At 49.1% G+C, this 21,278-nt stretch carries 18 protein-coding genes; 5 read left to right on the top strand and 13 right to left on the bottom strand.

Annotated features, from left to right (window positions below; all coding sequences use genetic code 11):
- Positions 1-14: 14 nt before the first annotated feature.
- The 5 genes from cobA to speD form a co-directional block, all read right to left on the bottom strand.
- Positions 15-1,562, bottom strand: a complete 1,548-nt coding sequence (cobA, locus tag AC1VOR_RS17870; protein WP_482619757.1) for a uroporphyrinogen-III C-methyltransferase — start codon at positions 1,560-1,562, stop codon at positions 15-17.
- Between the two features lie 6 nt (positions 1,563-1,568).
- The gene (gene hemC, locus AC1VOR_RS17865) at positions 1,569-2,507 is read right to left on the bottom strand and encodes a hydroxymethylbilane synthase (RefSeq protein WP_482619755.1); all 939 of its coding nucleotides are present in this window, start codon (positions 2,505-2,507) and stop codon (positions 1,569-1,571) included.
- Positions 2,508-2,510: 3 nt separating this feature from the next.
- Positions 2,511-3,200, bottom strand: a complete 690-nt coding sequence (locus tag AC1VOR_RS17860; protein WP_482619753.1) for a precorrin-2 dehydrogenase/sirohydrochlorin ferrochelatase family protein — start codon at positions 3,198-3,200, stop codon at positions 2,511-2,513.
- A gap of 175 nt (positions 3,201-3,375) precedes the next feature.
- Positions 3,376-4,761 carry a glutamyl-tRNA reductase gene (hemA, locus tag AC1VOR_RS17855; RefSeq protein ID WP_482619751.1) on the bottom strand — a complete coding sequence of 462 codons (1,386 nt, stop codon included), beginning with the start codon at positions 4,759-4,761 and terminating at the stop codon, positions 3,376-3,378.
- Positions 4,762-4,957: 196 nt separating this feature from the next.
- Positions 4,958-5,359: an adenosylmethionine decarboxylase gene (gene speD, locus AC1VOR_RS17850; protein ID WP_482619749.1), complete on the bottom strand. Its 402-nt coding sequence runs from the start codon at positions 5,357-5,359 to the stop codon at positions 4,958-4,960.
- Between the two features lie 313 nt (positions 5,360-5,672).
- On the opposite strand from speD, the gene AC1VOR_RS17845 reads away from it, so the two are divergent.
- The 5 genes from AC1VOR_RS17845 (at position 5,673) to AC1VOR_RS17825 (ending at position 9,907) form a co-directional block, all read left to right on the top strand.
- Positions 5,673-6,371, top strand: coding sequence for a response regulator transcription factor (locus tag AC1VOR_RS17845; protein WP_482619747.1), 699 nt, complete (start codon positions 5,673-5,675; stop codon positions 6,369-6,371).
- A gap of 1 nt (position 6,372) precedes the next feature.
- Positions 6,373-7,305: a sensor histidine kinase gene (locus AC1VOR_RS17840; RefSeq protein WP_482619745.1), complete on the top strand. Its 933-nt coding sequence runs from the start codon at positions 6,373-6,375 to the stop codon at positions 7,303-7,305.
- A gap of 136 nt (positions 7,306-7,441) precedes the next feature.
- Positions 7,442-8,365 (top strand): ABC transporter ATP-binding protein, encoded by a 924-nt coding sequence (locus tag AC1VOR_RS17835; RefSeq protein WP_482619743.1) that lies wholly within the window; start codon positions 7,442-7,444, stop codon positions 8,363-8,365.
- Complete coding sequence (locus AC1VOR_RS17830) at positions 8,358-9,116, top strand: ABC transporter permease (protein ID WP_482619741.1); 759 nt, start codon at positions 8,358-8,360, stop codon at positions 9,114-9,116. Before AC1VOR_RS17835 ends, AC1VOR_RS17830 begins: the two co-directional genes overlap by 8 nt.
- A gap of 2 nt (positions 9,117-9,118) precedes the next feature.
- Positions 9,119-9,907 (top strand): ABC transporter permease, encoded by a 789-nt coding sequence (locus tag AC1VOR_RS17825; protein ID WP_482619739.1) that lies wholly within the window; start codon positions 9,119-9,121, stop codon positions 9,905-9,907.
- Positions 9,908-10,019: 112 nt separating this feature from the next.
- On the opposite strand, the gene AC1VOR_RS17820 is transcribed toward AC1VOR_RS17825, so the two are convergent.
- From AC1VOR_RS17820 to lon, 8 genes are all read right to left on the bottom strand, one after another.
- Positions 10,020-11,033 carry a glycoside hydrolase family 130 protein gene (locus tag AC1VOR_RS17820; RefSeq protein WP_482619737.1) on the bottom strand — a complete coding sequence of 338 codons (1,014 nt, stop codon included), beginning with the start codon at positions 11,031-11,033 and terminating at the stop codon, positions 10,020-10,022.
- Positions 11,034-11,077: 44 nt separating this feature from the next.
- Positions 11,078-12,715 carry an extracellular solute-binding protein gene (locus AC1VOR_RS17815; protein WP_482619735.1) on the bottom strand — a complete coding sequence of 546 codons (1,638 nt, stop codon included), beginning with the start codon at positions 12,713-12,715 and terminating at the stop codon, positions 11,078-11,080.
- 60 nt (positions 12,716-12,775) lie between these two features.
- Entirely contained in the window at positions 12,776-13,651 is an 876-nt protein-coding gene (locus tag AC1VOR_RS17810) for a carbohydrate ABC transporter permease (RefSeq protein ID WP_059049625.1), read from the bottom strand.
- 53 nt (positions 13,652-13,704) lie between these two features.
- Positions 13,705-14,658 carry an ABC transporter permease gene (locus tag AC1VOR_RS17805; protein ID WP_482619733.1) on the bottom strand — a complete coding sequence of 318 codons (954 nt, stop codon included), beginning with the start codon at positions 14,656-14,658 and terminating at the stop codon, positions 13,705-13,707.
- A gap of 236 nt (positions 14,659-14,894) precedes the next feature.
- Positions 14,895-17,180: a helix-turn-helix transcriptional regulator gene (locus AC1VOR_RS17800; protein WP_482619731.1), complete on the bottom strand. Its 2,286-nt coding sequence runs from the start codon at positions 17,178-17,180 to the stop codon at positions 14,895-14,897.
- Between the two features lie 240 nt (positions 17,181-17,420).
- Positions 17,421-18,008 (bottom strand): non-ribosomal peptide synthetase module, encoded by a 588-nt coding sequence (locus AC1VOR_RS17795; RefSeq protein ID WP_482619730.1) that lies wholly within the window; start codon positions 18,006-18,008, stop codon positions 17,421-17,423.
- A 185-nt stretch (positions 18,009-18,193) separates the two neighbouring features.
- Positions 18,194-18,853 carry a ribosome biogenesis GTP-binding protein YihA/YsxC gene (yihA, locus tag AC1VOR_RS17790; protein WP_482619819.1) on the bottom strand — a complete coding sequence of 220 codons (660 nt, stop codon included), beginning with the start codon at positions 18,851-18,853 and terminating at the stop codon, positions 18,194-18,196.
- 48 nt (positions 18,854-18,901) lie between these two features.
- Positions 18,902-21,241: an endopeptidase La gene (gene lon / locus AC1VOR_RS17785; protein ID WP_482619817.1), complete on the bottom strand. Its 2,340-nt coding sequence runs from the start codon at positions 21,239-21,241 to the stop codon at positions 18,902-18,904.
- Between the last annotated feature and the right edge of the window lie 37 nt (positions 21,242-21,278).

The following is a 21,278-nucleotide window of genomic DNA, read 5'->3' as shown; positions in this document are numbered from 1 at the left end:
GCTAATCATAGCTTTTAAGAAAAAAATGTAGTCCGCTGCTTCCAGGCGCACAACGCATCGATCAGGCTCGGGATGGTGGCCTCCTCGGCAAAAATCGACACCTTTAGTCCCGCGTCCTCAGCCGTCTTGGCCGTAAGCGGCCCGATGCAGGCAATCTCTACACCCTTGAGCGCCGCCACCGGATCAGCAGCACCACTTGCCCGCAGTGCACGAAGCAAATTAGTTACCGTAGATGAGCTGGTGAAGGTCGCAGCATGGATACGCCCGAGCTCTAGCAGCTTAACCAATTCCTCGTCGCTCTCATTTGCCGGCACCGTCTGATACATGATGGCTTCTGTGACCTTAAGGCCTTTCTCCCGCAGCACCTCAGGCAGCCAGGCTCTTGCCAAGTCCCCCCGCGGTAGCAGCACATGTTGTCCGGCTATCAATTGAGGTCCATAGACATCGATCAGCCCTTCGGCCTGAAACCGTCCAGGCAAGCCCTCGGCAGCGATGCCGTGTACCCGTAAGGCGGCCTGCGTAGCCGGGCCAACCGCAGCAATCCGTGCACCATAGAGGGCTCTGATATCTTTCCCCAGTCTCTCCAGGTGCCGGAAGAAATACTCCACTCCGTTAACGCTGGTGAAGAACACCCAATCATAGCGTTCCAAAGCCTCTAGCGCCTGGTCAGTCGCTTGTGCTTGATCATGGTCCGGCATGACTACATCGATCACCGGAAGCTCGTAGGCTTCCCCGCCCAGATCTTCTATACTCCGCACCAGATCACTTGCCTGAGAACGGGCACGAGTGACAAGAATTCGCTTGCCAAACAGCGGCAGTGCCTCCGCCCATTGAAGCTGCTCCCGCTGACTGACCACCTCACCAACAACAATCACAGCCGGGGGTTTAAAATCAGCCGCCAGCACTTTCTCTTCAATATCCTCAAGCGTACCGGTCAACGTCTCCTGCTCTGCCCGGGTACCCCAGCGTATCAACGCTACAGGCGTACAGGACGGACGGCCGTAATGTATCAATTGCTTGGTAATATAACCGATATTGGCAACCCCCATCATAAAGACCAGGGTTCCCGTAGCATGGGTTACCTTCTCCCAATCAATGGCCAAATCCAGCTTGTCCGGGTGCTCATGGCCCGTAATAATCGACACCGAGGAGGCTATATCGCGATGAGTCACGGGAATCCCTGCATAGGCAGGCACCGCAATCGCCGCGGTAATTCCTGGAACAATCTCGTAAGGAATACCGTGGCGTCGCAGCAATTCAGCTTCCTCACCTACTCGACCAAATATGGTTGGATCTCCACCCTTGAGGCGCACAACCGTCTTGCCCGTCAGTGCCAGGTCAACTAATAATTGGTTGATGTCCTCCTGCTTCATCGTATGCCGTTCCGTTCGTTTGCCCACGTATATCTTCTCTGCACCAGGCTTGGTTCTCCGCAGCAAGCTTGGATTAGCCAAGCGGTCGTAGACGATGACATCGCCCTTCTCCAGGCAATCCAGACCTTTTAACGTGATCAGCCGTGCATCACCGGGACCCGCTCCAACCAGATAGACTTTGCCTGCCATCCTCCATCACACCCCGGCTTCCTTCAGCAAATCGGCGGCCCCGAGAGAGATCAGCCGCTCCGCCACTTCTTCACCCAGTTCCAGTGGGCTCTCTCCTTCTGCATGCTCCTTAAGGATGGTCACCCCATCAGCCGATCCAACCATACCGGTTAACGAAATACGCCGGGAGGATTGCTCCAGCGTGGCATAAGCACCAATCGGCACCTGGCAGCCACCGTTCAGTACACCGAGGAAGCGACGCTCCGCCGCCACCGTCAATGCTGTTTCTTCATCGTTATAAAGCGACAGCAAACGACGCAGTTGGGCATCGTCTTCGCGACATTCAATGCCCAGCGCACCTTGCCCAACAGCAGGCAGGCATACGTCTACCGGCAGATACTCCGTAATGCGTCCTTCCCAACCCATCCGGTACAATCCTGCAGCCGCCAGGATAATAGCGTCAAAGTTGCCGTCCTCAAGCTTGCGCAGCCGGGAATCAATGTTGCCCCGGACAGGTTCCAGCACCAGGTCCGGACGATAAGCCTGAAGCTGGCTAGCCCTCCGCAAGCTACTCGTACCTACCTTGGCGCCTTCCGGTAATTCTTCCAGGCGCAGCCCGGTTCTGGAGATGAAGGCATCTCGAGGATCAACCCGCTTGGGCACCGCTCCGTTGACCAACCCGTCCGGCAGCACCGAGGGCATATCCTTCATGCTATGCACCGCAAGATCGATCTCCCCACTCAGCATGGCTTGCTCAATTTCCTTGACGAATAGTCCTTTGCCGCCCACCTTGGACAAGGTAACGTCGAGAATCCGATCTCCCTTCGTGATGATCTTGCGAATTTCAAATTGAAAGGGAATACGATGTTTTTCGCATAATGCGGCCAATTCATCTATAACTTGCCCTGTTTGGGTCAAAGCCAACTGGCTTTGTCTTGTTCCCACCACTATTGTACGCTTCGTCATTCCCTATTCCTCCGTTTGCTTCTCAATCCAGGCCACAACGTCCTCCCCGCTCTGCGGTGGGAAGGTTCCTGCCCGAATCAATGTCAATATATCCGCCTCAGCGAGTTTTTGAAACAACCGCTTTCTATATCCCGGTTCCGGTATGTTCACCTTAATCCATGAGCGAGCTGAGCTTAACACTTCAATATACCGCTCATAATCATTCCCGATATGATCGTCAATCTCCCGGCACAGTTCAACGGCCGCTCTTGGTCCAGCCCCAGACGTGGATACGGCAATGACAAGACCACCGCGGCGAATCGCTGCAGGCGTTATAAAGCTGCCTTGTGAACCCTCACTAACATCGTTTACCGGAATCCCCAGCATTTCCCCTTCGGCAACCACGGCACTATTCACCGTATGTTGGTCCGTTGCCGCAAAAGCGAGAAAAGCACCACCCAGATCGCCCGGTAAATACTCACGCTCAACCCAGCGGATTTTCTGCTCATCCCTCTGCTTGTGTAAATAAGCTGTAATTTCCGGACTAATGATAATCGTCTGCGCTCCCGCTTCAATCAACATCGCAGCTTTCCGCTCGGCCACCTTCCCTCCGCCAATGACCATGCATTTCTGGCCTTCCAGGTTCAGCATTACAGGTACGTAATGAGGCATGCCAAGCTCCTTTCCTGGCTGCGCGCCATCGCTTTGTTTCATCGCTTATAGCATACCTTACCCTGCCGTATATTTCCACGCCGCCTTCTTACAACAATCGGAAACTTCCTAGCCCATCTGCAAAAAAAAGCCCCGCCCTTCCGTCCCGAATTGCAGTGTCAATTCGAAGGAGGGAGTAAGGGCGGGAAGCATCAAATGTATCCTATATTTCATGTTGCTATACAGATATCTTTACCATGGGCAATGAAGGTTCAGGTTCATAGGTGACCGGAAGCTCCGGCAATTCCCGAGATGGTGCCTCTTCTTCCATCAAGACAGGAACCTCTTCTTCCGTCAGACGGTCTTCCAAAGCAAAGATGTGGGAGAACATCTCCAGTGCCTCGGGTCCCTGCTGTGCACCCGCCAACTCCTTGACCCGATTAATCGGATCGTGAAGCATCTGGTTGACAATACTCTTGGTGAGACGCCGAATGACTTTGCGCTGGCGTTCATCCAATTCAGGCAACTTATTAAAGAGGCTATCGAGTGTAGCTGAATGAATATCGGAGCCCTTCTCCTGAAGCGCCCGAATGACCGGCTTGACACCGAGCGTTTGCAGCCAACCGGCAAAAGCCTCCATATCTTCCTCAATCATGGCTTCAATCTTGATGGCTTCGGCACGGCGCATTTCCATATTACTTTCCACAATCCCTTCCAGATCGTCGATATCATAAAGAAATACCTGCTCCAGCTCTCCAATAGCCGGATCAATGTCCCGGGGTACGGCAATATCGATCATGAACAACGGGCGTTCCGGACGTTGCTTCATACTGCGGGCAACCTGTGCCGAAGTAATCACATAACCTTCCGCCCCTGTTGAACTGATAAGAATGTCAACCTCTTCAAGGCGTTGCAACGCCTCCTGCATCGTACAGGCAGCTCCGCCAAAGTTGGCGGCAAGTTCCTGCGCCCGGGCAAAAGTGCGGTTCGCTACCAGCACTTCTTCCGCACCCGCACCACTTAAGTGCTTGGCTGTAAGTTCACTCATTTTCCCGGCACCCAGAATTAAAACGCGTTTACCATGAAAGCTCCCGAATATCCGCTTGCCCAATTCTACAGCCGCATAGCTGATGGATACTGCACTCTCCCCGATGGATGTCTCCGAGTGAGCCCGCTTGCCAAGTGTCACCGCCTGTTTAAACAACCGGTTGAACCACGTACCTGTACCTTTCTCCTGTTGTGACAACAAAAAGGCATTTCTGACCTGTCCGAGAATTTGCGTCTCACCAAGTACCATCGAATCCAGTCCACAAGCCACGCGAAACAGATGGCGGACAGCTTGCTCTTCCTCGTACATATATAAATGACGTGTAAACTCTTCGCGTGGAACCCCGAACCAGCGTTCCATGAAGCTTCGGATAAAGTATCCGCACATGTGCAGGCGATCTACAACAACATAAATTTCCGTGCGGTTGCAGGTGGCGATAATAACGCCTTCCAATACACTTTTGGTGCGCATAAGTTCCTGCAGCGCTTGCGGCATATCCTTATCTGCAAAAGAGAAGCGTTCTCTGACCTCCACAGGCGCTGTTCGGTAGTTTAGTCCGACCACGACAATGTGCATTGCAAAGTTCACCTGCCTCAAATGAAATATCTTATATCTCTAACATGAACCGAAAACAAACTGTGTTAATTATATCACAGTAATTATTTGTTCCCGCAGCTATCCGTGAGTATTTTATGACTAATTTATGAAATCGTATTCATTTAACATAAATAACCATGGATTGTCTCCATGGTTATCCTTAAATTATATTTATTTATACGAATTCAGTAGCTTGAACCTTCGTCTCGACCACTTCCAACTCGCCCATTCCACGAATCAACTTCTTCGCATACGTCTTCTCAGGTTCTAATACAGATACCAGGTACTCAACCGCTACTTGCGGATCAACCATTTCCCCGCAGGTATAGCAATCAATTGCAGCAAACCCTCTCTCAGGGTACGTGTGAATGGAGAGATGGCTCTCCGACAGCATCACCAGTACAGCGGCCCCTTCTTGCGCCTCAAACTGTCTGGATTGCATGGACAATATCGTGGCTCCGCAAGCTTCTGCGGCCTCCACCAGGTGAGCTTCCAACAGCCCCGCGTTGTTCAGCACCTCAGGGTCGATCCCCCAAGCATCAACAGCAACGTGTCTTCCGAAAGTCGAATGTTCCATCTTTCGGTCCCCCTTCCTAGGAATAAAACATGTAACAAAATTTCATCCGCTAGGACCTACGTCATTCACTTCCCGAGGGAAAACTCTCTCGCAACATCTCCATGTCCTGAGTGAATCCTGGTTCCTATATTCTTTTCAACGTGATTAAAAATAACATCTATTACGGGCAATTGCAACCTTTTTTCAGGATATCCGCCAAGAACTGATTCATTTGCCCAGATTAACAGCTTATACGGCTTCCATTGTATTGTGTATATAATGGAATATAGTCTTATGATGGCCTCCAGTTGATCAGAGAAAGAAGGATGATACAATGAGCAGCCGCATTCTGTTAATTGATGATGATACAGATCTATGTCATTTACTAATAAGATATTTGGAAAATGAACATTTTGCCGTTGAAGTAACGCATGATGGCCATCAAGGGCTAGCCTTGGCCCGCAAGGAAGCTTACGATTTGATTATTCTTGACGTCATGCTTCCGGGACTTGATGGCTTCCTTGTCCTTGAAGAAGTTCGGAAGATAAGCGCCGTGCCCGTCCTCATGCTTACAGCCAAGACCGCGAGTACAGACAAGGTAAATGGCCTAAGAGCAGGAGCCGATGACTATTTAACCAAGCCCTTTGATGTCGAGGAATTGATGGCCCGCGTCTTTTCGCTAATTCGCAGATATACTACCTTGAACGGGCAACCGCAGTCCTCTGGCAGCCGCCTTTCCTTTGAAGGACTTGTGATTGATAGAGATACGCGAATTGTCCATGTAAGGGACGAGCCTATAGAGCTTCATGCCAAGGAATTCAACATCCTTTATTATTTGGCCAGCAACCCGGGGACAATTCTCACCAAGCAGCAGATTTATGAGGAAGTCTGGCAAGAGCCTTATGCTTACGATGACAATAATATTATGGGTTACATTAGCAAGCTGCGAAAATATATTGAAGCAGACCCGAACCAGCCGATGTACATTCAAACCGTCAAAGGTGTTGGGTATCGCTTCAATCGTGAGGTATGATATGCACATTAACTATGGATTGTTCCTGGGCTTGATTACCCTGGCTATTGCCTCCTTGGTATCTACGCTGGTGTTGTTGCATAAGCTAAGCCGCAACAAGGTAAAGCTCCAAGATATTTCCGATGCTCTGGACGATATTGCCCAGGGGAACATCAGCCGCAAATTGTTGGCCAAACCGGGTGACCCCCTTGCCTTCCTATGCTATCGGATCAATGAAATCACCGACGCCTTTCGGGCACAAAGCACCGAGTTTAAAAGGACAGAGGAGGCGAACAAGCAGCTCATGACCAGCCTCTCCCATGATGTACGCACCCCTCTGACCACCCTCATCGGGTATCTGGATGCGATCCAGAAGGGAATCGTACAGGGACGGGAACGGGAAGAGTATACCGAAACAGCCCGTTTGCGAGCCTATGACTTGAAAGCTTATGTTGATCTTTTATTCGAGTGGTTCAAGCTGAATTCCAATGATCAAATTTATACCTTACAACAAGTCGACCTGGCCGAACTCACCCGCAATATGCTTAAAGACTGGGTAGCCCTATTTGAGGCCAATGCCCTTGACTTCCACATCGACATTCCTGACGAGCGGATTGAGGTAAGTCTGGATAGCGATGCTTACTTACGTATTCTGAATAACCTGCTTCAAAATGTTGTATCCCATAGCCAAGCGACCCAGGTGTCCATTCTTCTCCACAAGGATGAGCAATCTGCCGTGCTGACGATTTGCGATAATGGTGTAGGCATTGACGCACGAGACTTGCCCCGTATATTTGAACGCCTTTACAAATCAGACAAGGCCCGAACGGGAAAAGGAAGCGGATTAGGACTGGCTATTGTACAACAGCTTATCACCGGGATGGGCGGGAGGATTACGGCTGCAAGCACCCCACATGAACAAACCGTATTTACCACGTACTTCCCCATCTCGTGATCACGCAGTCCCTGTCCAAATGCAGGGGCTTTTTGCTACCCTCCGTACGTTCAAGGTTAGTTCAAGGTTGATGCAAGGTTTATTCAAGGTCCAACGTCTATAATCAGTCTTAAAGATACTAAGGAGGACTCACATAATGAATGATCTCGTCATCCAAACCAAGCGGCTAACCAAGATATATGGGGAACAGAAGAGTGTTAGCAACTTGAACTTACATGTAAGAAAGGGGCGAATTTACGGTTTATTGGGTAGAAACGGAGCAGGCAAAACTACCACAATGAAAATGCTGCTCGGTCTAACCAAACCCACCGAAGGAGAAATCAGTATCTTCGGCTCAGATATCCAAGGGGCCGAGGGCAAGATTTACCCCCGAATCGGTAACCTTATTGAGACGCCCGGCTTTTACCCAAACTTAACAGGCAGTGAGAATCTGAAAATATTGGCTCGACTTCGGGGAGTGCCCCATCAGAATGCAGTAAAACGCGCCCTGGAAGTGGTGGGCCTGCCCTATAACGACAAGAAGCTATTCGCCCAGTATTCCCTTGGCATGAAGCAACGGCTGGGCATTGCCAATGCCATCATGCATGATCCTGAGTTGCTGATTTTGGACGAGCCCATCAACGGTCTGGACCCCATCGGTATTGCAGAGGTACGTGAATTTATTAAGCGATTGAGCGTGGAGCAAGGTAAAACAATTCTCATCTCAAGCCATATTTTATCCGAAATTGCCTTGCTAGCCGACGATATCGGTATCATCGATCACGGTGTATTGCTGGAAGAGTCGAGTCTGGAGATGCTGGAGAAGAAAAATAGCAGGTATGTCCATTTTATTGTTTCCTCTGCTGGACAAGCAGCACGCATCCTGGAGCTTGACTTTCACACCTCTCACTTCCATATCGATGATGATTACAGCCTGCGGCTACATGATACAAATATTGATGTTGCCGCCATTACCCGCAAGTTCATTGAGTCCGGGATTGATGTATCGGAAGCACATACCCAAAATGATACGTTAGAGGATTACTTCAAGCGCGTTACCGGGGGTGAGGGGATTGCTTGATTTGCTGATTTGTGAACTGTCCAAAATAAAGAGACAGAAGTTCATTCAGCTTTCTTTGCTTGGAGCCTTTCTCTTCCCTATTCCATTGACTATTTTAATGGCCAAGGACCGGATGTCCTTCGATCAATTATTTCGGGGAAATGTGATCTTTGGCGAACTGTTGCTCTTGCCCTGCATCCTTGGCGTGATTATATCTATCCTATTTTTTATGGAAAGAGATCACGACACTTTGAAGAACCTGGTCACGATTCCCGTCTCCAAGACCAAAATGATATTAGCCAAGCTCATGCTCATGACGCTCCTGTCTGTTCTTTACTCGGTGGCGGCCTTGGGAGCTACGGTGGTTGGCGGACTTATCATAGGCGGGGTGGAAGGCATTCTTTACAGGCTGGGCATCAGTATCGTGCTTGGTATTTTGATTTCTATAGCCGTATTTCCGGTTGTTATCGTTATCGTACACTTTAACAAAAGTTATATTTTCTCCATTATCGTTTCATTTATTTATGCGGTTGCCGGTCTTATCATTACGATGATGTTCTCGGCAAACCCGGCTTCCGTGAACCCGGTCGCCTCCGTTATGCCTGTTCCGGTTATTATGAAGTGGTATCTGTCCTTATTCCCCCGGGAAGAAGCTCTAACCTATATTGATCCTTACTTAATAACCACCCCCGCTTGCTTCGGCCTACTAGCGGTCTATGCCCTGGTGTCAGTCTCCCTAATGGTTGTTATCTACCGTAGGAAGGAGGTCTAGGTATGAAGCTTATGTATAATCTTGTTATTGGCGAGTTCACCAAGCTTAAGCGATATAGCATTCTATGGATCGGCGTTGTCACCGTATTTTGCTCTGTGCTGCTGGCCGCTTTTCAGTCGAGTAGCGGTGGAACCGGGGATATTAGATATGAACATTTATATAATAACGTCATCTGGAATAATTACAGCCTGGCCTTCCCATTCCTGATCGTATTAATCGGAGGGTACCTGATTAACCGCGAATTTACGGACAATACGTTGAAAACCGTGCTAACCTTGCCCGTCTCTTTCCGAAGATTGTTGCTCGCAAAGATGATAACCATCGGATTACTTACGACCCTGTTCGCCGTGCTCAGCTTCTTAAGCACCTTCTTGTTGGCCATGATGTTTCAATATAAAGACCTGTCCTGGGCATTTATTATAAAATCGATGTATCAAATTATAGGGGTGAGCGTGGGCAATTATATCGCCGTTCTCCCTATCATCGTCTATTTTTCCCGGAAACGAAATGCCTTTTTCACCGGTGTCAGTCTGGCCTTCGTCTACGGATTTTGCGGAATCTTCGTCGCAGGAAGGCAACTGACCGATTATTATCCCGTCACAGCAGCACTTGGCCTCTTCGGGTATACCGGTCAGGAAGAGGCTGTCTATCAGCTTCCGATCGCACTCTCAAGCTTGCTGCTTATGCTGGTTATCGCAGGACTACTTATGATAAGGGTTCCACGTTATGAGCAGTTGACGAACAAGCCGCGCAAGCAACGTCCCAAAAAGCATCGTAATCGTATGAAATAAAGGCTGTACAACTGCAAGGAAAAGCAGTTCTTAGCCTGAATGATAACTCCCATCATCGTAGACAGTAGAAGAAACAAAAATTCTACATCTACCCTGATGGGAGTTTTTAACTCTACTCTCTGCTTTGAGGCTCCAAACAGAGGCGTATCAGTTCATGGACGTCTGCTGTAGCCAGACATTCCACCGTGTCAGCAGCACCGTAATAAATCTTTACTTCGCCGGAATCTTCAAGCAGCATCCCCCCCGGGAAGATAACATTATTTCGGAAGCCTCCTGCGACCTCATAGTCCGCCTCCGGTACGAGGAGCGGTGACTTATACATCCCTAGCACGCGACTCGGATTGTCGAGGTCCAGCAGCATGATCCCTGCTGTGTAGCGTTTTTTCCACGTAGGCTCCCAGCCGTTCTTACCACGCGCCTTGTCAAGGTCAACCGCATGGAATGTAGTGAGCCAGCCTTGCTCCGTCTTAATCGGAGGTGCTCCCGGTCCGATCTTATCATTCGCAAAGGGTACCTGCTCCACGGTCAACAACAGCTCTGAGTTCCCCCAATGACGCAGATCAGGCGAGCGGCTCAGCCACATATCAAATCGATCCATGCCCCCTCGGCTGTATACTGTGAACGGGCGCTCCAGTCGTACATACTGACCCCCAATTCGCTCCGGGAACAGCACCATATTTCGATTATCCGGCACAGACAAACTGAGCACCTCAAACGATTGGAAATCATCCGTAACGGCAATTCCCCCACGTATGCCATGCTTGGTATCTACTGCAAAGCAAAGATAACAGCGCCCCTCAATCACGGTAAGCCGCGGATCGTAGACTCTCTGAACCTCCTCATCATGCCAGTTCCAGCATGGGGTTGGCGCGACCTTCCACACCACCCCATCCTCGCTGAAGGCTAAGCCCAGATTCGTGGTATGGCTCTGGTATACCTGTTCCTCTTGCTCATTACCGTAATCATTGCGAAATACCATGACATACTTGCCCTGAAATTTGGCAACGCCCGCATTAAAGACCATTGCCGGGCCATAAGGCACATCCTTGGGAGTAAGCACGGGATTAGCCGCATGGCGATGGATATGTTTGCTCGATTGAATGGGAAAGCCAAGATTAGCTTGCATCGCTCTCTCTCCTTTCTCCTAGTAAGGGCTTTCAATTTGGATCATTACTGTTGAAAATCACTGATATATAATACATTGTCTGCTTTCTCTTCAAGCCAATTGCTGAAGTATTCATCAATCTTGGTTCCACCAGCGCTGTTCCATAGCGCCTGCACATCAGCCAGCGCCTGATCGGTTGTGTATTTATCACCACTGACAATCGATTTTCTCCAGATATCCCCAATGGTTTCCGTATTCTTAGATACCACTTGCAGATCAGACGGCAAGCCTGGCCAGTTGATAATCGGATGAGCGTATGGCCGATCCGGATTCAAAAATGCTGCATGTGCAGAGTCAATCAGCTCACTGAACGCCTTCTCTGCAGGAACATCCATATTGAGTTTAACCTCAGCTTGCTCCTTCTCTGGCAATGTGCCGATGAAGCTCAGCATGTTGTAATCCAGCATGCCTACCAGTTCAGTCTTATTCTTCTCCACATCAATCGGGATTGCAACACCGTCTGCATCCTTGTTATAATGAACACCCTCAATTCCATTCTTTAGCGTCATGATGGTGTCTTGTTCTACCAGGAAGTCAATATATTGCATAACAGCTTGCGGATTCTTGGCATTAGCATTAATGGCACCGGTCATCTGAATTGGTGATTTGTATTTGGGATTAAAGGCACCATACGGGCTTTCTGGCAGTGGTACTGGTTCAATCACCGCTTCCGGATTGTTCTGCAACAAGGATTTGTGTGCTTCAAGCAGTAAGGCATTGTCAATTCCACTACTCGACAGATAAATACCCAGTTTTCCACTTATCCAGCTTTGCTTGGCCACTTCACCCGTCTTATCTGTCAAGAAATCCTTATCTACGATACCTGCCTCAAACAAGCGTTTCTGGAAATCGGCTGCTGCCTTTGCCTGCTCGCCTACGGTTGGGTTAACCAGCTTACCCTCCTGTACAAAACGACTGCCATTATTGAACATGGCATTGATAACGGATTCTGCATTATTGCCGCCCATGTTCATACCGAAGGTGTCTTTCTCCCCATTCTCATCCGGATCTTGCTCACGGAATGCCTTGGCCACCTCAAAAAGTTGTTCCGTCGTGGTTGGCATATCGAGCTTCAGCTTATCCAGCCAATCCTTACGAATCAGCATGTAGTCATTGGTCTTCATGCCCAAAATCCGACCAACCAGATAGGTACCACCATCATCCATTTGCCCGAGGGTGCGCAGTTGTGGATATTCCTCCGTCATTTTCTTGTAAGTGGTGCTATGTTCAGTAATGAGGTCATCAAGCTTCAAGAGTTGCTTCTGCCCATATAGCTGATTAAGGAAGTTACCGTCATACTCCAGTATCAGGTCCGGAGCATCCCCTGAAGCAAACAACAGATTTAGCTTCTGCACTTGCTCTGATCGCGGGAAGGGAATGAAATCAACGCCTACAGGACTATGTTCATTAATCCACTGGGACCAGATGTTGTCGTCCACCGTTCCTGCTGCTGGTGGCACATTGCCGCGATCATACAAGGTAACGGTAATTGTACTACGGTCTGCTGCTGACTTATCACCATTAACAGACTTGTCGCCTGCAGCCGACTCATTATTCCCTGTTCCGCATGCAGCGAGCACTAGCACAATCAACATAGTCGTTGCAATTAACAGCGCACTCTTGCTTGTATTCCTGCCCATCATCCTATAACCCCCATTTATTAATATGTTTGACCGTAAATAACAACAAGATAATTCCTGCGCCTATCCCTTGACCGCACCAATCATGACACCCTTCACGAAATACTTCTGCAGAAAAGGATATACAACCAGCATGGGGATGAGCATCACGAACAATGCAGCGGCCTTGATCGATTCCGGGGTCATCTGTTGCACACTCTCCGATTGGAGATTATTCATCTCCTGCAGCATCGTCTGACTCTGCACCATTTGTTGAACCATCACAGCAAGGTTATATTTGGTCGTATCATGAATAAAAATCATTACACTGTAGAAGGAATTCCAATAACCGACCGCGTAGAACAGCGTCAAGGTTGCAATGACCGGCATGGATAAAGGTAATACAATTCGCAGCAGTTGCCTGTACTCTCCACAACCATCGATTTTGGCCGACTCGATCACCTCTTCAGGGATGCCCTCGAAGAAGGTTCGCATGACCAGCATATTGTACGTGCTGACCAGGCCCGTCAACCATAATGCCCAGTAGCTGTTAATCAGCCCCAATGCCTTCAGCACAAGGAAAGTCGGGATCGTTCCGCCGCCAAATAGCATGGTGAAAACAATGATTAAGGTAAATGTTCTCCGTGCATAGAAATGCCGCTTGGATAACGGATAGGCCGCCATCACCGTGAAGAGCATACTCAGACCTACCCCGACAACGGTGAGGATAACGCTATTCTTAAAAGCTTCCACGATCCGTGTGCCTTCAAACAGCGAGCGATAAGTCTCAAAGCTCCAGCCCACCGGCCATAGCGTAACCGTCCCGGACAGAATCGCATGGTTATCACTCAAGGATACCGCCAGCAGGTGAATAAGCGGCAGCAAGCAACTGAGTCCAGCCAATGTCAGTACTCCGTAATTAAATGCATAAAACCATCTTTCACCTTGTGTTGTTCTCATGTTCTCTCTCGTCCTCCCTCTGTATCAGCACCTGCTGATTCATATGGTCTTGTTTACCACAGGCCATTGCCAAATCTCCGAGCGACCACATTGGCGCTGAACACCAGCACGAAACCTACGATTGATTCGAACAAGCCCATAGCGGAGGTCAAGCTGAACTGTCCGCCTTGAATACCGACCTTGTAGATATAAGTACTGATAACCTCTGATACGTTGTACACCCCGGAATTCTGCAGGACATACACAGGATCAAAGCCCACACTCATCACACTGCCCATTTGCAAAATCAGGAGCAGCACGATCGTGGCACTAATTCCCGGCAGGGTTATATTGATAATCTGCCGCCATTTGCTAGCGCCATCCATGCTCGCCGCCTCATAGAGAGAAGGATCGATGCCCGTGATGGCGGCCAGGAAGATAATCGTGCTAAATCCGGCTTCCTTCCAGATACCAGCTCCGAGGAAAATCGCAATCCATGATCCCTCGTCATAGAGGAAGGGAAAGGTCTTGCCTGTCATCCGTTCCAGAATGGCATTCACAATCCCGTTCTGCTCAGCAAACATCGTTACTACAATCCCGCCAACAATAACCCAGGAGAAAAAATGTGGGAGATAAACAAGCGTCTGCACCCATTTCTTGAACCATTGTCTACGTACTTCATTGAGCAGAATAGCGAGCAAAATCGGAATGGGAAAGCCAACAACAATATTCAATACGCTAAGCACCAGTGTATTACGAATAATGTTAAGCGTCTGCGGGTTATTGAACAGGATTTCGAAGTTGCCCAACCCGATCCATGGACTATGAAGAATGCCATCTGTAAAGTTGTAGCTTTTGAACGCCATAATGGCGCCGAACATCGGTACATACTTGAAGATCAAGTAGAACAGCAATACTGGCACAAATAATGAGAGCAACGGCAGGTTTTCTCTAAATCTCCGCTTGGCCTCACGTCGGCGCTGATCCTGATTACTTAACTTCAGTACACCGCCAGTTGAGTCTGCCACATGCAACCTCCTTCATCTCTATGTTATGATGTGGTACCACCCACACATCGACTATAGGCGGGTTGCCCTTGGATAAGCAATCGTCAAGATTCCACTTATCTCCATTTGGTAGAATGTTGATCTTATTCGCAATTGCGTTAAATCCAGGTGATTGACGTTTTTACAAAAAGCGCTACCCCAGGCAGAAAAAAAACCTGCATCAGCCATCCAAAACGGATTCCTGAACAGGCTTAAAGTCATGAAATTTCCTGTTTCTCCTGTTTGCGATAATCTCCAGGTGTCATGCCGTAATGCTTCTTGAAGCTGCGAATAAAAGTCATCGGATTCGTATACCCAACTTGAAGCGCAATTTGCTGAATCTCCTCATTGGTCTCCAGCAACAGACGCTCTGCATGACTCAAGCGAATCTTGGCCAGGAAGTCAACAAACTTATCGCCGATTTCTTCGCGAAATAAGGTGCTCATGTATTTTCCGCTGATGCCAAATTGCTCCTCCAGCATATTCAGTGACAGATGCGGACTTGCATAGTGCTGCTCAATATATTGTCGCACCTCTTGCATCCGACTATGATGCTTGCGTGACTCTCGATATTTTGCAAGTCGGCCCTCCATCTCGGTAAATAGTGCCATAAGTTGCTGCCTGGTTTCTTCAATCGTCTCCATTCCTTGTAGCATACGCTCCAGAGACGGATATAAATCTTGCTTCCAAAGCGACTGCCCTTCCTCAGAGAACTCCATCAATTCTCTGCGGAGCATATGGACAATTTGATTAATTAAATAGTATACATCACTCTTGGCGAACCCTCCTGTAGTCAGTTCCTCGAATAGGAGATGCATCTCGTCCTTCCAGCGCTCTTCCCCAATCCGATAGGCATGGGTGAGGGAACGAATCCTTGGGATCAGTCTGTAAACTTCTCGCTGACTCTCAACATGTAGTTCTTCATAAGCAATCACACGTCCGCTGCCCTGAATAAACTTGTCATTCAAAGCCTCCTGAGCTTCTGCATGAATCAGATATAGCTGCTCCGGATCTGAGATTGCCCTGCTGAGTCCCATCGAAATTGTGAAATCAAGATTGTTCCTGACCCAATCAGACAGCCTGGTGGCAATCACATGAACCCTCTCCTGAAGACCCCGTTCATTTCTATTCAAAGAATCCTCTTCAGCAAGCTGTTTTGTTCCATTGGTGTCGACCAGCAAGATTGTCATCCTTGATCCCTCCAGCCACTCTGCCCATATATTCACGGCATGCTGACCTGCGAGCTCTTTAGATACACTGTTCATAACAAACTGAAATAAATACTGGTCACGTGTAGCGTAACGATTGGCAAATTCCGCGTAATGATCGATTTCAACAATCCCAACGGACAACTGCGTAGAGAAACTGCATATCCTCAGTTTAATGGCTGCCTTCTTCCATTCATCCCGATTCCAGATTTCACTACCTGCAACTAACTCACGCAGCTTGTGCCGACGCTTGAACATCAGGCTTTCTTCCTGCTCACGCTCATATTCAATTACCTGTTTAGTAAGATGCTGAAAGGCCTCTTCGATATATTTCAGTTCATCCTTCGTCGGCTGAGACTGCGGCTGGAAAATCTCGTGTTGAGCCGAGCGAAAGTAAACAATACGCTGCATGATGGTATGGATTGGCTTGTATTGACTGCGTGCTGTGTAAACAATCCAGGCAATGCCCAGTATTAACATAACCAAGGAAATCCCAAGCATCACGGTGAACAGCCCGGAGGTGAAGGTATAGGCCGAATCGTCCTGTATGCCAGTGGCAATCGTCCAGCCTGTATAGTCCGATACAATGTGATGTAGTTCCTCCATGTCGCTCGGGAACGAGGAATTGAAGATATCCAGACCGTTACTGCCAATTAACCTTGCGCTGCTAATGTCCGCTGCCTGATTCATTTCCGCAACCAGTTGCTGCAGCTCGGACACCTTTACATTAACAACAATAAGTCCACTCTCCCCCTTCGGAGGAGGGTAAGCGCTCACCAACGAGACAACATCTCCGGTCTGCTCTGCATATTTGTTACGAAGTGATCGTGCATTCGACCATTTGTGATCACGCTCGCTATGTTCCAGCCAGCTTCGAATGAACGCCTGATCGCTGTGCTTGTCCAATGGCAGAAACATTGCATTCGACAACACCGTCTCATCTGCGGCCCGATATAGATAAATTGATTCAATGAGGGGCAATGACAGCTTGATCTTATCCAGCTCTTTAGAGATTTCGTATTTATAGAAATAACGTTTGCCCAATTCCTGCTCATAGAAATAAGTTGCAAGCTTCTCATCTTGTAGTGCTGCGTTCAGAACCTGCGTCTCGACTGCCTTGAGATTGAAATCAACAACCTGCTGAACATGCTCTGCAAATACCCCATTGGCACGAACAACATCTTGTTTGGATTGCTGGACAATGGACAGGAAGGTTGCACCTAACAGGACAAAGATAATCAATAGTAACAGCGGAAGATAAGAAAGCATCTGCTTTTTGAACCACCATCGACTCATCGTCCGCCTCCATTCCTATCATCCGTTCAGGTATGCGCTTTCATTTTCTGATACATTTCTGAAGCATCTTTCCAAATTATTGTAGGTTATTGAGACTATATCCGTCAAACCCGGCTCCTCACCGAGTGGAACTTACTGCATTCCGAGTCGGCTAAACAAACAACAGCCTCCTCCACTCACGAATTCGTGAATGTAGAAGGCTGAGCCCGAAAGTATTTATTCTCTTGAATAGCGTATTTATTAAGCTTCAAGCACAAAGAGCCGACGTGAGCAATTACGCAACTCATCATCGATGCCGTCCGTTTCCAGGGCGTCCCTGCTAACAAAACGGGTATCAAGTAACGCGTTAATCCGCTTCTGAATACCGGCAATCTCCGTTTCGATATCATTGTTGCGATACACCTGCTGCAAGTTAGCAGTTGCATCTTTCTGTTCAAAGACAAGCTTATAGGAATCCCGGGAATACTCCACAATTTTGCGAACCCGACCCTCCTGATAATAATACATCATCATGAATCCGTTATAAATTCTTGTCACCATGCCGGTGCCCTTGAATGCGGCAAACAGCAATCTCATGACATTGGTCAAATGAGGTGCCTCCAAACGGAAGGACAGCTCACAGACGTAATGTCCGTCTCTGCGGTCGAAGGGCAAATGAACTTCCTCCCCGCCATCATCCTCCAGCACAACCTCCTGTCCACCGTGATCAAGCACCTTGACGCGCTGGCGTACATGAGGGTCATATACCTTGTGAATAAATTGGGACATCTGTTCTTCCGACAAACGCATACTGGCATTAACATATTCTGTGGCTAACCGCTGAGCCATAAAAATCTCCTCAATTCTTATTGTTTCGCTTTATCAACATTATACACCACGATCCAAAGCCTTTGCTCAGCAACCAAAACGTGAATTTCTGCCATTTTCCAGAAAAAACAGGATTAAGCCGTTTTTAAGCGCAGCATTCCCGCTACATGCTCACTTTCCTACCTGAACTGCTCTAAATCCCTTCGCTATCCATCGCTTTCCACTGAATTCCGCACATGTTCTTCAGAGGCATCCGTTCCCACTTCATTGCCTGATTCCTCTGGCTTGACATGCTGGCTAATCAGGTTCCACAGCTCGTCCTTGCCGATGCCTTCCTCTGAAGAGAAGAGTACAATCGGATCGCCGGCCCGAAGCGCTAACCCTTCACGCACAATCTTCAAGTGCTTCTGCCAGCGTGACTTTGGAATCTTGTCAGCCTTGGTAGCCACGACGCAAACGGGAAGATCAAACGCCTTCAGCCAGTCATACATCAATTCATCATCCTTGGTCGGCGGGTGCCGGAGGTCAATGATTTGCAGCACCAGCCGGAGCGTCTCACGCTCCTGCAGGTATTGTTCGATCATCTTCCCCCATTGCTCCCGCTGCGTTTTGGATACCTTCGCATACCCATATCCGGGAACATCCACGAAGTACAGTTCCTCATTGATGCGGTAGTAATTCAGATGCTGGGTCTTCCCCGGGGTGGAGCTTGTTCTGGCCAAATTTTTGCGCTGGATCATTCGGTTAATCAGCGATGACTTGCCTACGTTGGACCGACCTGCCAGCGCAACCTCCGGTAAGCCGTCCTCAGGATATTGATTGGCCCCTACTGCGCTGATTACAAATTCTGCATTGGTTACTTTCATCAATTCAATCCTCTCTCCTTGCGTGCAAACAGCCTCTAACCTGATCCGTCAATGTACCTTGGGCTGTTCAACTAACGCATGTTCCAACACCTGATCCATGTGAGACACAGGAACGAACACCATATCTTCCCTCACGCTCTCCGGAATGTCTCCCAGGTCCCGTTCGTTATCCTTCGGCAGAAGTACCTTACGGTATCCCGCACGATGGGCAGCCAGGGATTTCTCCTTAAGTCCGCCGATCGGTAGCACTCGACCCCGTAGCGTAATCTCACCAGTCATAGCAACCTCCTTGGAGACATACCGCTCAGTAAGCGCAGAGATCAAAGCCGTAGCAATCGTAATCCCTGCGGATGGACCATCCTTCGGAATGGCTCCCTCGGGGATATGAATATGGACATCATTCTTCTCATGGAAGTCCGGGGCAATGCCAAGCTCTCCTGCCTTGGAGCGGGTATAGCTAAATGCCGCCTGAGCCGACTCCTTCATGACGTCGCCCAGCTTCCCGGTCAAGGTCAGCTTGCCTGTGCCGGGAACGACCGTCACCTCGATGACTAAGGTCTCTCCCCCTACTTCCGTCCAGGCCAGTCCAGTGACGGTGCCAATCTGATCTTCCATCTCGGCCATGCCGTAACGGAATTTGGCCGTACCCAGGTAATCCTTGACGTCATCGGGTGCGATAACAATTTGTTCCTTCTCCTGCGCCGACACAATTTGCTTCGCCGCCTTACGGCAAAGGGCAGCCACCTGCTGCTCCAGACTGCGCACACCTGATTCCCGGGTATACTCGCGAATCACCTTCAACAAGACATCTTGACCAATCTCAAGCTGCTCAGACGCAAGCCCATGCTCCTTCTTCTGCTTGGGCAGCAGGTAGCGATCGGCAATTTCCAGCTTCTCCAGTTCCGTATAGCCGGGAATAAACAGCATTTCCATCCGGTCCAGTAATGGCCGGGGAATATTGTGTACGGCATTGGCCGTGGTGACAAACATGACGTTGGATAGGTCAAACGGCACTTCAACGAAGTGATCGCTAAACGTATTATTTTGCTCCGGATCCAACACTTCAAGCAAGGCCGATGAAGGATCGCCACGGAAATCAGAGGCCATCTTATCAATCTCGTCCAACAGGAATACCGGATTTATTGTCCCTGCCGTCTTCATGCCCTGAATAATTCGTCCTGGCATCGCACCAACATAAGTCCGGCGATGCCCGCGGATTTCAGCCTCATCACGTACTCCGCCTAGTGAGATACGCACGAACTCACGGCCAAGCGAGCGAGCAATGGAACGGGCCAACGAGGTTTTACCAACCCCTGGAGGACCCACCAGGCAAAGAATTGGCCCCTTCAATTTCTTGACCAGCTTCTGAACCGCCAGATATTCCAGAACACGTTCCTTCGGCTTCTCCAAGCCGTAATGGTCTTCATTGAGTACCTGCTCTGCCTTGGCCAGGTCCAAATCATCTTCCGTCCGCTCACTCCACGGCAAGCTGAGCAGCCAATCTACGTAATTGCGGATGACGCCCCCTTCAGCAGAGCTGGCTGGCATTTTCTCCAGACGATCAATTTCCTTCTCGACCTTCTCCCGAATCTTATCCGGAAGGTCCTTCTCCTGCATTTGCGTTCGAAGTTCCTCCGCCTCACCAGCCCGTCCTTCCTTCTCACCAAGCTCCTTCTGAATCGCCTTCATCTGTTCACGCAAATAGTATTCCTTCTGGGTCTTCTCCATTTGCTTCTTGACCCGTTGATTAATCTTGCGTTCCAGTTCAAGCACTTCACGCTCATTATTCAGGATGTCGAGCAGCTTCTCGAGCCGGTTACGAACATCGACAGTCTCCAGAATTTCTTGCTTATCCTTGATCTTGAGGGAAAGGTGGCTGGTAATCACATCAGCAAGACGGCCTGCCTCCTCAATATCGGATACGGCTGCCAACGTCTCTGGCGTCACCTTCTTGGACAGGTTAATATAATGTTCAAACTGGGTTAGCACCGTGCGCATCAGCGCATCGACCTCCGGATCATCGTTCTCCTCTTCCGGACGCTCTTTGGCCATAACCTCGTAATATTCTTCATTATCCAAATATTCCATGATTTCAGCGCGTTCCATGCCTTCGACCAATACACGAATGGTGCCGTTAGGCAGTTTCAGCATTTGCCGCACCTTTGCAACGGTTCCGATGCGGAATATATCTTCCTGGCTTGGTTCTTCTATGTTCACTTCGGATTGAGAACAGAGGAGAATCAGATTATCTTCGACCATAGCCTTTTCCAAAGCCTTTACGGACTTTTCCCGTCCTACGTCCAAGTGCAGCACCATACTCGGATAGACGAGAAGGCCCCGCAGTGGCAAGAGCGGAAAGCGCCGGCCCTTCGTTTTATAGGGTCCCACCACTTATGCACCTCCCAAACGTTCTCAGTAGATATCA

Source organism: Paenibacillus sp. 1SOY10 (genome assembly GCF_056836745.1).
This window is presented reverse-complemented; position numbering and strand designations above follow the sequence as displayed.

What these genes read in the sequence shown, in the direction of transcription:
- cobA (WP_482619757.1), bottom strand. Translation starts at nt 1,562, where the DNA reads ATGGCAGGCAAAGTCTATCTGGTTGGAGCGGGTCCCGGTGATGCACGG.
- hemC (WP_482619755.1), bottom strand. Translation starts at nt 2,507, where the DNA reads ATGACGAAGCGTACAATAGTGGTGGGAACAAGACAAAGCCAGTTGGCT.
- AC1VOR_RS17860 (WP_482619753.1), bottom strand. Translation starts at nt 3,200, where the DNA reads ATGAAACAAAGCGATGGCGCGCAGCCAGGAAAGGAGCTTGGCATGCCT.
- hemA (WP_482619751.1), bottom strand. Translation starts at nt 4,761, where the DNA reads ATGCACATTGTCGTGGTCGGACTAAACTACCGAACAGCGCCTGTGGAG.
- speD (WP_482619749.1), bottom strand. Translation starts at nt 5,359, where the DNA reads ATGGAACATTCGACTTTCGGAAGACACGTTGCTGTTGATGCTTGGGGG.
- AC1VOR_RS17845 (WP_482619747.1), top strand. Translation starts at nt 5,673, where the DNA reads ATGAGCAGCCGCATTCTGTTAATTGATGATGATACAGATCTATGTCAT.
- AC1VOR_RS17840 (WP_482619745.1), top strand. Translation starts at nt 6,373, where the DNA reads ATGCACATTAACTATGGATTGTTCCTGGGCTTGATTACCCTGGCTATT.
- AC1VOR_RS17835 (WP_482619743.1), top strand. Translation starts at nt 7,442, where the DNA reads ATGAATGATCTCGTCATCCAAACCAAGCGGCTAACCAAGATATATGGG.
- AC1VOR_RS17825 (WP_482619739.1), top strand. Translation starts at nt 9,119, where the DNA reads ATGAAGCTTATGTATAATCTTGTTATTGGCGAGTTCACCAAGCTTAAG.
- AC1VOR_RS17820 (WP_482619737.1), bottom strand. Translation starts at nt 11,033, where the DNA reads ATGCAAGCTAATCTTGGCTTTCCCATTCAATCGAGCAAACATATCCAT.
- AC1VOR_RS17815 (WP_482619735.1), bottom strand. Translation starts at nt 12,715, where the DNA reads ATGATGGGCAGGAATACAAGCAAGAGTGCGCTGTTAATTGCAACGACT.
- AC1VOR_RS17810 (WP_059049625.1), bottom strand. Translation starts at nt 13,651, where the DNA reads ATGAGAACAACACAAGGTGAAAGATGGTTTTATGCATTTAATTACGGA.
- AC1VOR_RS17800 (WP_482619731.1), bottom strand. Translation starts at nt 17,180, where the DNA reads ATGAGTCGATGGTGGTTCAAAAAGCAGATGCTTTCTTATCTTCCGCTG.
- AC1VOR_RS17795 (WP_482619730.1), bottom strand. Translation starts at nt 18,008, where the DNA reads ATGGCTCAGCGGTTAGCCACAGAATATGTTAATGCCAGTATGCGTTTG.
- yihA (WP_482619819.1), bottom strand. Translation starts at nt 18,853, where the DNA reads ATGAAAGTAACCAATGCAGAATTTGTAATCAGCGCAGTAGGGGCCAAT.